The sequence below is a fragment of the Phytopseudomonas daroniae genome (assembly GCF_004327285.1).
GTDB classification, from domain to species: domain Bacteria; phylum Pseudomonadota; class Gammaproteobacteria; order Pseudomonadales; family Pseudomonadaceae; genus Aquipseudomonas; species Aquipseudomonas daroniae.
The window spans coordinates 92,939-109,371 of the sequence record NZ_QJUI01000008.1; the positions used below are offsets into that span (position 1 = coordinate 92,939).

Consider the following 16,433-nt stretch of genomic DNA (forward strand, 5'->3'; position numbering starts at 1 on the left):
CGTCACGGAGTGACCTACATGGACGTTCGCAGCCCTTTCTTCCAGAACATCGCGTTGATTCTCGCCGGTGTCCTGTTCCTCAATCCCATCGTCGCCACGGCGGCACAACTGACGGTCGATGCCCAGGCCGGTGGCAACACCAGCCTCGGGCAGGCGGCCAATGGCGTGCCTATCGTCAACATCGCCACACCCAATGGCAGTGGCCTGTCGCATAACAAGTTCACGGACTACAACGTCGGGAAGCAGGGGCTGATCCTCAACAATGCCACCGAGCGGCTGCAGAGCACCCAGCAGGGCGGCATCATCATCGGCAACTCGAACCTGAACGGCCGGGCAGCGGGGGTCATCCTCAACGAGGTCACCGGCAGCAACCGCAGCCAGCTCAAGGGCTACACCGAGGTGGCGGGGCGTGCGGCCCACGTCATCGTCGCCAACCCCCATGGCATCACCTGCGATGGTTGCGGCTTCATCAACACACCACGCGCGACCCTGAGTACCGGTGCCCCGGTGATCGAGAACGGTCGCCTGGATCGTTTCGACGTCGATGGCGGCGACATCCGCATCGAAGGCGAAGGGCTCAACGCCAGTAATGTCGACCAGTTCGACCTGATCACCCGCAGTGCGAAGATCAATGCCGAGATTCACGCCAAACGCCTGAACATCGTCGCCGGCCGCAACGCGGTGGACGCTGGCACCCTTCAGGCCACAGCCAAGGCAGACGACGGCAGCGATAAACCGCAACTGGCCATCGACAGCTCGGCCCTGGGCGGCATGTACGCCGGGGCGATTCGCCTGGTGGGCACCGAACAGGGTGTCGGCGTGAAACTGGCGGGTGATATGGCGGCCAGCGCCGGGGATATCCAGATCGATGCCAGTGGGCGGCTGACGCTCAATGACGCCGCGGCCAGCGGGCAGATCGCCGTCCAGGCTGGGCAGGTGGAAACCCAGGGCCAGGTGTACGCCGGCACCCGGCTCGATGTTCAGTCCCGGGGAGATCTGGTGAACCGCGGCAGCCTGGCTGCCCGCGACCGGGTTGCGTTGAGTAGCGGGAAGACCCTGACGAATCAGGGCCACGTCGAAGCGGGGGTGAATGCCGACAACAGCCGCAACGAGGCCGGCAGAGTCGCAATCGCCGCCCAGCAGGTGCGTAACGCCGGCAGCGTGGTCGCCAGTCGTGATGTGCATGTCGAGGCCAAGGGTGAACTCGATAACAGCGGTGGCCATATCGCCAGCCAGGGCGATCTGGCTGCCGAGGTCGGGCAACTGACTCAGGTCGCCGGTGAACTGCTGGCCGAAGGCGATCTGCGCTTGACGGGGCAGCGTCTGGACAACCGGAAGGGCGTTGTCGCTGCCAATGGTCAGTTGGCCCTGACGGCGGACGCCATCGACAACCGTGGTGGGGAAATCTCCAGCCGCGGTACCGTGAGCCTGACCGCCACCAGCCTGGACAACAGCGACAGTGGCCGCCTGCTGGCGGCGCACCTCAACCTTGCTGCGGTGCGCCTGCTCAACCGCGACCAGGGGCTGATCTTCGGCCGTGATCAGGTTCACCTCAGCGGCGCCCACCTGAACAATGCCGGCGGCACCCTCGCCAGCGATACCCGCGTGCTGATCGAGCTCACCGCCCGCGCTGGTGATCCGGCTCGCGACGGCCAACTGATCAACAGTGAAGGGAAACTCAGCAGCGAAGGCACATTGAGCGTCAGCGCGGCTGGGGTCGACAACAGCCGCGGCAACCTTTCCAGTGCTGGCGCCATGCAGATCACCAGCCAGGGCGCACTGCTCAATCAGCAGGGGCGCCTGCTTACCGATGCCGGGCTGGTGCTGCGCAGCGCTGGTCTGGACAACCGCCATGGCCAGATCTCCGCGGTGGAGCATCTGAGTGTCACGACCGGGCGCTTCGATAACGACAGCGGCCGCCTGACCGGCAGCGCCACCCTCGATTTGCAGACCGGCCAGATCAGCAACGCCCAGGGACGTATAGCCGCCAGTGGCCCCTTGTCGGTGCAGGCCAGCGGTCTGGCGCAGCAGGGTGGTGAGCTGTTCAGCCAGAGCCGCCTCACCCTCGACCTCAACGGCGGGGATCTGAATAACGACGCTGGCTTGCTGCATGCACCCGACCGACTGCTGTTGAACAACCTGGGGGCGGTGAGTAACCGCCAGGGCGAAATCTCCAGCAGTCAGGGCTTCAGCCTGGCTGCGACGAGCCTGGACAACGCCCAGGGCCGACTGCTCTCCGAACGGAACCTGACCCTGCGTATCCAGGGCGTGTTGGACAACCTGGCGGGGCTGATCAGTGCCAAGGGCGTCGACCTGCGCGCCAAGGGTCTGGTCAACGAGGCGGGCACGCTGTTCGCACGCGATGACCTCGCCATCGACGTCACAGGCACCCTCAGCAACGCCAGCAAGGGCCTCATTCAGAGTGCCGGCGACTTGCGCCTCGCCAGCGGCATGCTGAGTAATGCCGGCGGCACGCTGCTGGCCGGCCAGGCTCTCGACCTGCGCAGCGCTGGCGCCGTGGACAATCGCAACGGCGGTCTGATCAACAGCCAGGGCACCTTGACCGTAGATGCCGCTTCGCTGGACTCCAGCCAGGGCGGTGAAGTCTCGGCCAAGGGCGACTTGCGGTTGAGCCTCGACCGCCTGACCCAGCAGCAGGGGGCCTTGATCGGCGAAAGCGCCCTGACCCTCGACTTGCGCCAGGGCGAGCTGGACAACCAGCAAGGCCTGATCACCAGCAACGGCCCGCTGACCCTCAGCAACCTGCGCGCTCTCGATAACCGTGGCGGTGAGGTCTCCAGCCTCGGCGTCCTGGCTCTGGCCGCGGCCAGCCTGAACAACCAGAACGGGCACCTGATCAGTCGTGAGTGGCTGCGCCTGAGCCTGGGCCATAGCGACAACCAGGGTGGCTTGCTCTCCGGCTGGCAGGGCCTGCAACTGATCGGCACAACCCTCGACAACCGCCAGCTCGGTACGCTCTCCAGCCGCGATGGCGACCTCGACGTGCAACTTACCGGCGCGCTGCTCAACAGCGGCGAAGGTGCCCTGGTGGCCGCTGGCCGTCTCGACGTCGATGCCGACAGCCTGGACAACAGTGATCGAGGCATCCTCTCCAGCGGTACCGGTCAGCACCTGCTGATCGCACAGGATCTGGATAACCGTGGCGGGCAGATCGACGTCGGTGGAAACCTGGTTATCGACACCGGGAGTCTGAGCAATGCAGGTGGTTCGCTGCTGGCTCGTCAGGATCTGACGCTCTCCAGTGGTGGGCTGGACAATGCCGGCGGGCGCATCAGCGCCAGCGGTGCCGCCACGCTCAACGTCGACGGCACACTCGTTAACACGGCCGGGCAGCTGGCCAGCGGCGGGCCACTGCGCATCGACGCCAAGACCCTGAACAACCAGGGCGGCACCCTGGCCAGCCAGAGCACCGGCCACTTCGCCGTCACCCAGTTGAACAACAGCGACAGCGGCACCCTGGCTGCCAACGGTGCACTCCACCTCGACGTCGCTGGGGCCGCGCACAACCGTGCGGACGGTCTGATCTACAGCCGCGATGCCAATTTGCACCTGAGCGCCGCCAGTCTCGACAACAGCGGTGGTGCCATCCAGGGGCAGGGCGACCTGCTGCTGAACATCGGCGCGACGCTGAACAACCAGAGCGGCACTCTGCAGAGCCGTACGGGTGCCGTCGAACTCACAGCCGCCAGCTTCGACAATCGCCAGGGCACCCTGGCCAGTCTGCAAGACTGGGTGCGCATTCGTCTTTCGGGTTGGCTGCGCAATGGTGCCAGCGAGCAGGGTGGCCTGATTCAGGGCCAGCACCTCGACCTGCTGGCCGCTGGCAACCTCGACAACACGGCCGGACGCATCCACGCCTTGGGCGGCGCGGCCACGCTGCAGGCCGGTGCCTTCGACAACCAGCGCGGTACTCTATATGCCCAGGGCGATCTGCTGCTGCGTGGCGGCGACCTGAACAACCGGAGCGGCAAGATAGGGGCGGCCAATATCGCCCTGGAACACGACAGCAGTGCCGTGCTGAACAACCAGCAGGGTATCGTCGAAAGCCGCGGCACCCTGCGCCTGCAAGGCGCCAGCCTGAACAACCAGGGCGGCCAGTTGCGCGCCCTGGGTACCGGCGGCAGCACCTTCTTCACCCTGGGTGGGCTGCTGGACAACCGCAGCGGCCTCCTTGAAACGGCCAACCGCGACCTGACCCTGAACCTCGGCAGCCTGCTCAACCAGAATGGCAAGCTGCTGCACGCCGGCAGCGGTGAGTTCGGTGTCGCCCTGGCGCAGGTCGCCAGGGCTGGCGGCAGCTTCGTCACGCAAGGCAGCCTGACCCTCAAGGCCGACAGCTGGAGCAACGACAGCATCCTTCAGGCCGGGCACCTGACCCTGGATATCGGCACCTTCGAGCAGACCGCCAACGGGCAACTGCTGGCCACCGGTTCGCTGACCGGCAAAGGCGGCAATTGGATCAACCACGGCCTGATCGCCAGCGACGGCCCCCTCAGCCTGACCCTCAGTGGTGGCTACAGCGGCAACGGTAGGGTCACCAGCCAGGGCGACCTCGACGTCAAGGCGGCGCGCTTGAGCCTGAGCGATACCGCCAGCATCACCGCTGGTGGCGCAGCCACCTTCGCGATCGGTGGTGCTCTGCTCAACCAGGGCCGCCTGACCGCCGCCGAAAACCTGACCCTCAGCGCCACCAGCCTGAACAACCAGGGCACCCTGGGCAGTGCCGGACGCCTGATCCTGACCACGCCGAGCCTGGTCAACGAGAACGGCCTGCTGTTCAGCGGCGACGACATGGCGCTGTACGTCGATACCTTCATTAACCGGTATGCGGATGTTTATAGCCTGGGGAATATTTTCCTGGCCGGGAATGCCTCAGGGGCCATGGCCAGCCGCCTGGACAATCTATCCGCGACGTTGGAGGCCGTCGGCGATACGACGTTGAGGGTCGGCATACTCGACAACGCGCGTGATCGTCTACTTATCGAATCAGGTATCTACAGCGCTCGTATCGACGAACGCTTCTGTGTCCAGCCAGGCATCGATTGCAGTGGAAAACGAAGTTCCTGGTTCGAGATCACCCAGCGTGATCGGTTGCAGGTCACCGAGGCAAGCGCCATGTCGCAGATCGTGGCCGGCGGTGATCTGCGTATTTATGGTGATGTGCTGAACAACAGCAGCAGTCTGATCAGTGCCGGCGGCGATTTTTCGGCCGACCTCCGCCGTTTGGACAACAGTGGCGTAGAGGAGGGGGAAATCCAGACCACGCGTATGTTCCGGCTGGTACGCATGGACGGCAAGTACATCGTTCGCCACCAGAACAATGCGCAGGCATTCACCCAGCAGTATTGGCATGAGAGCGCTGGATACGATCAGCAGCGCACGGGTGAAATCGCTGGCGCCATCAACCGCATCATCAGCGATGGCGATTTTGAACAGGAGCTTCATAGCTACGGCAGCCGCACCATCCTGAGTAGCGGTGATCAGCGTTATGCCGGGATCATCCAGGCGGCTGGCAACGTTGCCATCAATGCGCAGCAAAACGTCGGCAACGGTGTGACGCGTCCCGGTTCGACACACGTAATCAGTGGCAACCGTAGTGGCTCGACTAGCGCAGGGGCGGCGGATTCGTTCATTCCGATCACCCTGAACTCCCAGCTTCCCCCCGACCTCGCCCAACAACAAATCAATCCGCTGACCTTGCCAGGTTTCAGCCTGCCCAGCGGCCAGAACGGTCTGTTCCGCCTCAGTGACCAGGCCGGCAGCGACAGCCAGGTAGGTGAGTCGGCCAGCGGCCAGCAGTGGGCGTTGGCCGGTACGACTCTCGATCAGGCTCAGCGTGACAGCGCTAACGGCATGCAGATAGACGGTGTCTTTGTCGGCCAGCTGGGGCAGGCACCGGGTGCTGTACCGATTGCAACGAACCAGCCCCACAAATACCTGATCGAAACCAACCCGGCGCTGACCGAACTGAACCGCTTCCTCAGCTCCGACTACATGCTCGACCTGCTCGGCTACGACCCCGATCAGGCGCAGAAGCGCCTGGGCGACGGCCTCTACGAGCAGCGCCTGATCCGCGAGGCCATCGTCGCCCGCACCGGGCAGCGCTTCATCGCCGGGCTGGACAGCGACGAAGCCATGTTCCGCTACCTGATGAACAACGCCATCGCCAGCAAGGAAGCGCTGAACCTGGGACTGGGGGTGAGCCTGAGCGCCGAACAGGTGGCGGCGCTGACCCACGACATCGTGTGGATGGAAGAACAGGAAGTGCTGGGCGAAAAAGTCCTGGTGCCGGTGCTCTACCTGGCTCAGGCCGAAGGCCGCCTGGCACCCAACGGCGCGCTGATCCAGGGCCGCGACGTAGCGCTGATCAGCGGTGGCGACCTGAGCAACCAGGGCACCCTGCGCGCCAGCGGCGCACTCGACGTGCAGGCGGTCAATATCGCCAACAGTGGCCTGCTGCAGGCCAGCGAGCGCCTGCAACTGCTGGCCGAAGACAGCATCCGCAACGCCCAGGGCGGCATCATCGCCGGGCGCGACGTAAGCCTGGTAGCGGGCAACGACATCGTCAACGAGCGCACGGCCAACCTGCAGCAGAGCAGCCTGGGCGACCGCGCCTGGGCCACCAGCTTCGTCGACGGCGCTGCCCGCATCGAAGCGAGCGACAGCCTCAGACTGGCGGCCGGGCGTGATGTGAGCAACCTCGGCAGCGTGCTCGACAGCCGTGGCGATCTGACCATCGAAGCCGGTCGCGACGTGACCATCGCCTCGGTGCAGGACGTGCAGCACCAGTCGCGGGGCAGCAACTTCCTCAACGAGCGGGTGACCCAACTGGGCGCCGAAGTGAGTGCGGGGCGCGACCTGCAGGTCAGTGCCGGGCGCGATCTGGGCGTGGTTGCCAGTCAGGTCACTGCAGGCCGTGACCTCGATCTGGGGGCCGGGCGCGACCTGGTGCTGTCCAGTGCGGCGGACGAGAGCCACACCTATTTCAAGAGCAAGAAGGTCACCTCGATCAATGACCGAGTTACCCAGCAGTCCAGCGAAATCCAGGCTGGCGGGAATACCACATTGGTCGCGGGTGAGAGCATCACTGTTGTGGCCAGCAAAGTGGGGGCGGGTGCCGATATCGTGCTCAGTGCGGGTGAGGACATCAATCTGGATGCCGCGCAGAACGAGCAATACAGCTACTTCTACAAGAAAAAGAAAGGCGGGCTATTCAGCAGCAGCAAGGAGCGGATGAGTGAGAGTCAGAGCAGTGAAGCGGTGCTTAGTACCCTCTCTGCGGGCAATGACTTGGTCGTGCTTGCCCAGAACGACATCGCCGCTCGTGGTGCGCGACTCATCAGTGATCAGGATATCTATCTGAGTGCTGGAAACGATGTGGTTTTGGCTGCTGCCGAGAACTCTCAGAGTTCAGCCCAGGCCAAATCCAAGAGCCGGCTGTTTTCCAGCAAGGCCAGCAGCCAGAGTTCGGGTAGCACCACGGTGGTCGGCACCGAGCTCGAGGGGCGCAATGTCACCGTACAGGCGGACAACGACATCTTCATGCACGCTGCCGGCCTGCGTGCCGATAACGCCATCAGCCTGGAAGCGGGGCGTGACATCAATGTGGGTACGGCGCAGCAAGACCAGTATTCGAGCCAGGCCAGCAAGTCCAGTTCGCTGAAGTGGCACATCTTCGACTCCCTGGCTACCAATGGCTCCCTCACGCTCGAGCAGAAGGCCAAGGCGGCGCAGTCGACATCTTCCCTGGAGGTAGGCAGTACGCTGAGCGGCGCGACCATCGATATGGTCAGTGGCCGGGATACCGCCATCCGGGGCAGCACCCTGGTAGCCGACCAGGACATACGTGTCGACGCCGGTCGTAACCTGTTCATCACCAGCGGTGAAGGCAAGGACGACTCCAGCGCCAAGTCGAGTTCGAAGAAGTCCGGGGAGATCGGCAACTGGTGGCAAGGTGCGACGGGGGTCGTGAGTCTCAAACAGAGCAGCGAAAACAGCACCACCCAACAGTTGGGAAGCCAGATCGCCTCACTGGGCGGTGATGTCGAGTTGACGGCCGGTGAAGCTTATCGACAGCAGGCGAGCCAGGTGATCGCGCCGCAGGGCGATGTCGCTATCACTGCCAAACGTGTCTATATCGAGGCAGGCTACGACCTGCTCAGTGCCAGCCAGAAGCAGAGCATGAAGCGCACTGCCATTGGCGGCAGCGTCAGCTTACCACTGATCGACGCCGTGCAAAGTGCCCAGAAGATGGTCAACGCTGCAGGCGACACTCAAGATAGCCGGCTTACCGCGTTGGCCGCAGTCAATACGGCAATGAGTGGCTACCAGGCCTATGAGGGGGCACAAACGCTGGCCAGTGGTGACCTCACGGGCTTCAAGATCAGTGTCAACCTGAGCAACAGTAAAAGCCAGAGTAGTGGTAGCCAGTCTGGGCAGAACGTCGTTGCCAGCAGTATCGCCGCGGGGGGCGACATCTCCATCAATGCGACAGGGGACGGTGACAACAGCAACCTGAACATCGTGGGCAGTACCCTCGATGCGGGTCGCAACGTTTCGCTCAATGCCGATGGCAATGTCAATCTGAGTGCAGCCCAGAACACCGCCAACCTGCAGGGCAAGGATAGCAACAGCGGTTGGAGTGCGGGCGTAGGGTTCGGAGTAGGGCAGCAGAACGGGTTCACCCTCGAATTGGCGGCCAATAAAGGCAAAGGGATGTCTGAGGGGGAGGCGGCAACCTATGCCAATACGTTGGTGACCGCTGGCGAAAAAGTCACCCTCAACAGCGGCGGCGACACCCACCTCAGAGGCGCGATCGTCACTGCCAAGCAAGTCACGGCGGAGGTGGGTGGTGACCTGAACCTGGCCAGCCTGCAAGACATCGACAACTACAAATCGAAACAGCAAAGCGCAGGCGTTGGCCTCAGCCTGTGCATTCCGCCTTTCTGTGCGGGCGTGTCCACGGTCTCTGGAAGCGTCAGTCAGCAGAAAATCGACAGTGAGTACGCGAGCGTTGGTCAGCAAACCGGTATCAAGGCCGGCGATGGCGGCTTCCAGATCAATGTGGCGGGCAACACCGACCTGAAAGGTGCGGTCATTGCCAGCAATGACAAGGCTGTGGAAGACGACAAGAACCGTCTGACGACTGCAACACTCACCCATTCCGATATCGAGAACAAGGCGCAATACAAAGGCAGCAGCATCAGCCTGAGTGGTAGCTACAGTGGCGCTGCCCATGATAAGCAGGGCCAGGTCATCAACGGCACGGATGGCAAGCCTTTACACGAGGCAGGAGTTACCGCAGGTACACCCATAGCGCTGAGTGCCAGTGGCAAGGACAGCAGCACGACACATAGCGGTGTCAGTGCTGGTGCTATCACCATCACCAATGAAGCGAAGCAACAGGAACTGACAGGGCAGACGGCCGAAGAGGCAGTGGCTGGTGTTAACCGCGATGTCTCCAGCGACAAGGATGGCAGCAATACGCTCAAGCCCATCTTCGACCGCAAGGAAGTGGAGGCGGGTTTCGAGATCACCGAGCAGTTCGTGCGCAATGTGGGCACCTTCCTGGAGCAGCGCTCGCAGGAGTCCACTCAGGCCAAACGCGATCTGGAAGCGGAGTTGGCCAAGCCGGTCGAGCAACGCGACAACGCGAGGATCGAGCAGCTTGCCGGTACCGTCGAGAGCAATGCTACCTGGGAGGTCGGTGGGCTTGGGCGCACCCTGGTGTCGGCCATCAGTGGCGCGGCGGGTGGCAACGTCATGGGCGGTGGCGGGCAGCTTCTCCAGGGCGCGGCAGTCAACTACCTGCAAGGGCTGGCCACGGAACAGGTGAAGGCGATAGCCGACCATCTGGATTCGGAGACGGCGCGCACCGCCTTGCACGGCATCGTCGGTTGCGCGGGAGCCGCGGCACAGAGCCAGAGTTGTGGCGGTGGAGCGCTGGGCGGCAGCGCGAGCGTGGTACTGAACAACCTGCTCGACCAACTGAGCGATCAGACTGCTTCAGGGATGACCGATGAGCAGAAGCAGAACCGCCTGAACCTGATCGGCACTCTTGTAGCGGGCATCACGGCAGCGGCGGGTGGGGAAGCGGCGGTTGCGGCGAATGCGGCGCAGATCGAGACAGGTCATAACGACATTTCTCTGCCTTCCGGGATGGTGAGTTTTGGCCAAGCAGCTGCTTCGTTGGACACCTATATGGTGCAGAACGGTGCATCGCTTGAAGAACGAACCGAGGCGCAGAAGGCCATACGGGAGGGCGTGGGCTTCGAGGGGGTGCAGCCTGCCAATGAGTTCGTGATGGCTTGGGCTGAGTCCATGGTGGGCCAGGCAGTCGGTGGCATGGTGATCGCTGTTGCTGCTAGAGTTCTGGCTAGATTTGCGGTCGTTGGGGCAAAAGGAGTTCCAAGCGCCGACGAGTTTATCAACTTGGCGAGCAACCAGAGAACGCAGCACATTTTGCTTGGAGATGCTACTGGTGGTGGGCACCTATGGCCCGGTGCTCCAGGGAAAACACCTTTCCCTGCTTCTTGGAATAGCGATAAGGTCATGCACAATGTCTCTGACTTGGCTACTGACCCTAAAGCTTCATGGACGCAACTAACTGGAAAGCCTGGAGCGCAGTACACCACGACAGGTAAGCCTGTCCGTTGGGCGGTAGAAGGGATACGTGATGGTGTGAATGTGCGTGTAATTGTGGAGCCTCATGGAGAAGGCATTATTACTGCGTATCCTAAGTAGAGATAAAGATATGCGCGATCCGGAAAAAATAATCCGAGCAGCATTGGAAGAGCTTTCTGGATGCTTTGACGATGACACCGAGGCTAATGTCAGGGAGTTGCTTTCGTCTGGCGAGCCAGGGGTTGCGTTGGAAGTGCTGAGTTCTCAGTTGGTGGAGTTTGATATTGCTGTTTCAGAAAAAGTAAAAAAGCAGCTTGTTTTAGGAGCAAGAACCATGGAGATAGAAATTGAAGAATTACAAGACCTGAAGGTCTTGTAATTCCTTTGGGGCAAAAGAAGCTGGTAAGGCAGTTAGCCCAATTGTTCCAGGTGGTGGGCTTGCAGCTCATGAAGCAGCCGGTGGACACTTGATTGCAAAGCATGTTGGGCAATCAGAGGCACAGTTGCTCAGTCGTCTTTCGGCTGAGCCTAAAATTACCGGGTCATCATCTTTCTATGATCGAGCATTTGCTGAAAAGGCCGTTTCACAAACCTTGGATGTGAAGCAAATAGAAATTGCGAATTGGCTTTCTGGGAGCGCAAACCGTTTGAGACTCGACCACACATTATCAGACCCTGTTGGGATATCTGTTACTCGCGGCGTGTCTGGCGCAGTAGATGCAAACTCGGTCAGGGTCATACTTGTGCGTGACTCGAACATGCCAACAGGATATAAGGTTCTTACAGGATTCCCTACTGTGCCATGAATATGAAAAATTACAGCATTCTCGGTCAGTTGTTAGGTTGCTATTTTCATCAAGACTGGCCTGAAGAGTTCAGTGATAGCAGCGAGGTAATTCATGAGATTATTAATAGTGAACCTCATGATAAGTTGCTCGCGGGGGTTGATGAGCTTGATCAGTTGCTTGCTCTTAAACTTTCTGAAGAAGCCTGTCGCGAGATTATGATTGCTAAAATAGGGTGCTTCTTTGAGCCCGAGTCCGAAGGGCTGACATACGCAGATTGGTTGTTGAGGGTTCGGGTTGCTTTCTTAGAGCACTAGTTAGTTGGTGCAAAAGCAACTGCTACGGCTGCTGACAATGCTGCACATAACGCGGCAAGTTTCGCTCAGCTAAAGCTTGATCTTAAGACAACAGAATCGGCTAACGCTGTTGTTGATAGTCTTCGTGCTACGGGGCAGCTTCCTGCCAACTATGTAAATAAAGCTCAAGCAGCGCAGCAAGGTTGGCAGCCAGGAAAGGCTTTAAATAACAGTGTTCCGGGGGGGCAGATTGGTGGAGACGTTTTCCATAATACGACGAATGTACTTCCGTCGAGCCCAGGTAGAACGTGGTTTGAAGCTGATATTGGCTTGAATGCCACTATGTCTCGTAGCAATCAGCCTGGAACGAGATTGCTGTATTCAAACGATGGGCTGCTTTATATAACCACGGATCACTATAAAACCGTCGCTCCTATTGGATCATGGAAGTAGGGGACTATGGATATTACGATTGATGGCCGCGGAGTCGTTACAGAGCAGGATTTCCATCGTCAGTTGGCGGTGGTTTTGGGTGTCCAAGATTTCTACGGATATAACATGGATGCACTATGGGACTTACTCAGTGCAAGTGTTGAGCGGCCGTTACTCTTAATCTGGAAAGATCATGATTATTCCAGAAGAAGTATTCCTCACGAATTTAATGGGATTGTAGAGGTATTGGAGAGGGTGAAGCAGCAGGATGAGGGCTTCGGATGGGAAGATAAGTTCTCTTATGTTCTGGATTAGCCTCAAATGGAAATTTCCGGCAGCTTGGGCAGGGGTTTAATTTCAGTCTGTCGTTGTTGCCGGTCATTTCACATCGAGACTCCAGGTGCTTGAAAACATCCCCGGCGCAAGCCGGGGCTATTTGTTTCACTCCGCCGTAATCACCAAACAGCCCTGCATGACGCGGATTCTGATTTTCTGGTTAAAGGGGTCGGAGTCTGAGGAATCCCCACAAAATATTCAGGTTGATCAATCAGATAGCTTGAAAGAGCCTGCATGAGTCGGGCAGTTTGGTAGTCGCCAAACACACCAACCACCCGAGACTCATGCAGGCCGTACGATTTTTACACAACGCATTTTCCCAAGCATTCCCTACCGTTCACGATAAGCGCCTGAACGCTCTGATGAGTTGCGTCAGTGCCCTGCTTCAAGGGCACCGGCTGACTCTGACCGACCTGGGCAGGGCCATCCCCAGCAAGGCTTACACCAAGCATTCGATCAAGCGAGTGGATCGCCTGCTTGGTAACGCCCAGCTCCAGTCCGAACGCCTACTGTTCTACTGGAAGATGCTCAAGGCGTTGATTGGCAACTTGCCGCAGCCCGTGATTCTGGTGGATTGGTCACCGATTAATGCGGCCTCCGATCTTTATCTGTTACGTGCCTCTATACCGCTGGCTGGCAGAGCATTTCCGATTTACGAGGCTGTCCATGAGCGCGAGGGCTGCCCTAAACGGCAGTGCCAATTGCTCGATGCGTTGACGCTCATGCTTCCCGAGCATTGCAGGCCGATCCTGGTGACCGACGCCGGTTTTCGGCGGCCCTGGTTCCAGGCTGTCGAGGCCAGAGGCTGGTATTACGTAGGGCGTGTGCGTAACCGGGATCTCTATCGCAACCAGCAAGGCCAGTGGCAGCCGATCAAACAACTCTACGAACAGGCAACGCCTGTCGCACGTTCGCTCGGCCCAATCGAAATAACGCGCAGTGCGCCGCATCTCGTACCGCTGTATTGCGTGCACCAACCGCCCAAGGGGCGTAAGCATCGACGCGTGACAGGCAGTGTTGCCCGCAGCAAGCTCAGTCGACAGAGCGCCCGGCGTGAGCAAGAACCCTGGCTATTGGCGAGTAACCTTGCACAATCCCAATGGACTGCTCGAAGCATCGTAGCGATCTACCGCAAACGGATGCAGATCGAAGAAGGATTTCGGGACGTGAAAAGCCTGCGCTTCGGCTTTGCCTTCGACCTACACCGTACTCGCTGCCCTCGCCGCATTGAGATCCTGTTGCTGATCGCTGCGCTGGCCTGTTACGTCTTGTACTTGGCAGGCTTGCGAGCTCGGACAACAGGTCAGTCTCGTCGCTTCCAAAGCAACAGTGTCAGGCATAAACCCGTGCTGTCACTCTGGCGAGTCGGCCTCGAATACCTGAGGCGCTCAGCAAACGATTTGCCCAACTCCGTACTGGCTGAAATGGAACTACTGCTGCGTGATGAGGTGCGCCGCCAAGCTCAGCAACTGGAGTAGATTTGTGGGGATTCCTCAGACTCCGATCCCTTTGGTTCCCAAGCACTCTCCACGACCCACAGCAAGTGCCTGAGCGCCCAAAGTGCGATGTATATCGTAGTTCAGGTCTCGATACGTCCATCCAAGGCCGTACTTCGCTATAATCGCGCCCCGCTTCGCCAAGGATTGGTGTGCTGTGCCCATTGCTTCACACCTTGTGTTCATTATCGGTTCCGCCAGCCTTGGCGCTCGGTGGCGCCGCCTGCACGCGAGTGTACCGATGCCTCTGCTCCGCAATCTCTGCTGCGCCCTGCTGCTGCTCAACTTGGCCGGTTGTTACAGTCTGTCGCCCATCGATATCGACAAAAGCATTCGCCCTGCCGATGGTGGTTCCACCAGCTATCTGGTGGGCGTGGTCGGCGTTTGGCCAGGCACCAAGTACTCGCTGCATGAACAAAGCATTCAACTGCGCCAGAAGGGTGGCGGCGGTTTCGCCTCTGCCCGCTTGCGTAACAACGTTCACATGCGCACTCCACGGGACATCCGCGATGGCCAGCGCGGCATCGGCACGCTGTTCGTGATGCCGCTCAAGCCTGGGCGCTACGAGCTGTACAACGTCCTGTTCAAGCGCAGTAACGGCCCTACCGTCTGGAAGCGCGAGGATTTCTCCATCACGCTGCAATTGGAGCCCGGCAAGGCGTATTACATAGGCGACTTCCGTGCCGCCTGTATCGACTACAACGCTCACTGCTCGTTCATCCACAGCTACGACGTCGAACGGGATCAAGCCCTGACCGCCCGCAAACACCCCAATCTTCCACCGCTGCAGCGGCTTGAACTTGAGCACTTGGAGGGCGCCTATCCTTTCGTGCTCGACAGCAATGCTAAGAATGCCGCGATCTTCGAATCGATTTTCTCGGGGCAGGCGAAATGAACAATCCACTGCGCATCCTGGGCTTCTGCCTGCTGATGTTCCTGGGGGGGTGCCAGGTCAACCACACTCTCCCAGCGCCGACGCTGAATCACGAGCTGACGCTGCCACAAGTAAGCGTGCAGACCCTGGGGCCAATACCCGGCACTCTTATCCGTAACCACCTGCGTAGCGTGGGCGTCTTCGAACAAGTGCGCGGAGGATTCGACCCCGGCGGCTACAACATCCAGGTGCTGTCGGTCGGCGACTATTACGGCTTCAGCAACATTCCCACTCAGTTTCTCAGCGCTTTCAGCCTGTTCATCATCCCGGCTTCCGTATCCTGGGACTCGGAGCTGGTGTTCCGGGTGACCCGTGGCCAGGAGGAGGTAGCCACATACCGCATCGATAACAGAACCACGCATTACAACGGCCTGTTCGTGCACCCGGATGGCCGCGATGACAACATCCGCCGGATCATCGACAACTTCGCCGCGCGCGTTCAGGCCGATGCCGCGCTGTTCAAGCTCACACCACTGAAGCCCATGCACACGCCGATGCCGGTAGCACCGGCAACCCTGCAGCAGCGCACGGCGTTGACCGTCAGCTACGAAGTACACGCCGATGGCACCGTCAGGGATGTGACGGTCACTGGCGATGCGCCCGAGCTCGCCCGCTCGGCTGTGCAGGAAACGGTGCGGACGTGGCGCTATGAGCCCTGGACAGCCAGCCCGGAGGCACCGGCTACGCAACGAACCAGCCAGCGGATGATTCTCAAGCCACAATCCATGGTTCGCACGCAGGAGCAGAGCTGCGCCCAGGTCATCCAGGAACTGCAAACTTTCGAGCAAACGTCGCCTGGCAAACCAACGAGCGATCTGTCTACCTTCCAGCAGACTTCCGCACTGCTTTTCCTCACCGAGCTGCGCCAACAGAACAGCGCCTCGGCTACCGAGGTCGACAAAGCTTTCGCGCGGGCATTGCCGTGGATCATCGACCAGTGCCGGGCCAATCCACAGGCCGAGTACTGGCAATATGTGCACGAGGGGGTGAGGCAGCAGAGAGCGGCTGCAGGCCAAACTCACCCATAGCAGCCGCTCCCAGGTACGCGGCGACCGAATGTGTCGCCACCTGCCTGCTTCACTCTCCAAGAGTAAGCCACGATTGATCTTCAAGCCGTGGTTTGTTCCCTGATGACAGCGGATAGCTTGTGCCGTGTTACTCCGCCGATTCGATGCGCCAGCTCCAGTCCTCTAGCTCGCTTCGCGCCGAGGTCGGCACTCCCGCGTAGGGCGTGTGCGTCAACTCTTCTCTCCGGTGCCACTTTCGCGGCACCACTTTTCTCAGGTGGTTCCCCGTCTGATGGCGGCGGTATCCATGTCGATTGCAACTTGTTGGCGCCGTGCCGGCCTGCGCGCATCGGTCGCGCTCGCTCGTCGACAAGAATCATTATCATCTTGGTTGGGCCCTACATATGGGCTACCATCGTGCAGTCAACACAACATCTTGTGTACGGTGCGATGGTTGGGCTATCCGCCAGTCTATACGCACCAAGCAATACTCCGCCCTTGAA

Annotated in this window: 8 protein-coding genes and 1 pseudogene; all 9 read left to right on the forward strand. The window is 60.2% G+C overall.

Annotation, left to right across the window (positions count from 1 at the left end):
* The first annotated feature begins 18 nt into the window (after positions 1-18).
* Positions 19-10,764, forward strand: a complete 10,746-nt coding sequence (locus tag DNK06_RS10570; protein ID WP_165493581.1) for a hemagglutinin repeat-containing protein — start codon at positions 19-21, stop codon at positions 10,762-10,764.
* Positions 10,730-11,023 carry a MafI family immunity protein gene (locus DNK06_RS10575; RefSeq protein WP_131179994.1) on the forward strand — a complete coding sequence of 98 codons (294 nt, stop codon included), beginning with the start codon at positions 10,730-10,732 and terminating at the stop codon, positions 11,021-11,023. Before DNK06_RS10570 ends, DNK06_RS10575 begins: the two co-directional genes overlap by 35 nt.
* A gap of 88 nt (positions 11,024-11,111) precedes the next feature.
* Positions 11,112-11,450: an RNase A-like domain-containing protein gene (locus DNK06_RS25520; protein ID WP_165493580.1), complete on the forward strand. Its 339-nt coding sequence runs from the start codon at positions 11,112-11,114 to the stop codon at positions 11,448-11,450.
* Positions 11,447-11,746 carry a contact-dependent growth inhibition system immunity protein gene (locus tag DNK06_RS10580; RefSeq protein ID WP_131179995.1) on the forward strand — a complete coding sequence of 100 codons (300 nt, stop codon included), beginning with the start codon at positions 11,447-11,449 and terminating at the stop codon, positions 11,744-11,746. The genes DNK06_RS25520 and DNK06_RS10580 overlap by 4 nt, the downstream gene beginning before the upstream one ends.
* A gap of 138 nt (positions 11,747-11,884) precedes the next feature.
* Positions 11,885-12,178 (forward strand): annotated as a pseudogene (locus tag DNK06_RS10585) (ribonuclease domain-containing protein); the annotation flags it as partial.
* Positions 12,179-12,184: 6 nt separating this feature from the next.
* The gene (locus DNK06_RS10590) at positions 12,185-12,472 is read left to right on the forward strand and encodes a barstar family protein (RefSeq protein ID WP_131179996.1); all 288 of its coding nucleotides are present in this window, start codon (positions 12,185-12,187) and stop codon (positions 12,470-12,472) included.
* Positions 12,473-12,777: 305 nt separating this feature from the next.
* On the forward strand, positions 12,778-13,971 hold the full coding sequence (locus tag DNK06_RS10595) for an IS4 family transposase (protein WP_131179997.1): 1,194 nt from the start codon (positions 12,778-12,780) through the stop codon (positions 13,969-13,971).
* Positions 13,972-14,230: 259 nt separating this feature from the next.
* Positions 14,231-14,884 carry a hypothetical protein gene (locus DNK06_RS10600; protein ID WP_131179998.1) on the forward strand — a complete coding sequence of 218 codons (654 nt, stop codon included), beginning with the start codon at positions 14,231-14,233 and terminating at the stop codon, positions 14,882-14,884.
* The gene (locus DNK06_RS10605; RefSeq protein WP_131179999.1) at positions 14,881-15,951 is read left to right on the forward strand and encodes an energy transducer TonB family protein; all 1,071 of its coding nucleotides are present in this window, start codon (positions 14,881-14,883) and stop codon (positions 15,949-15,951) included. The genes DNK06_RS10600 and DNK06_RS10605 overlap by 4 nt, the downstream gene beginning before the upstream one ends.
* Positions 15,952-16,433: the final 482 nt, after the last annotated feature.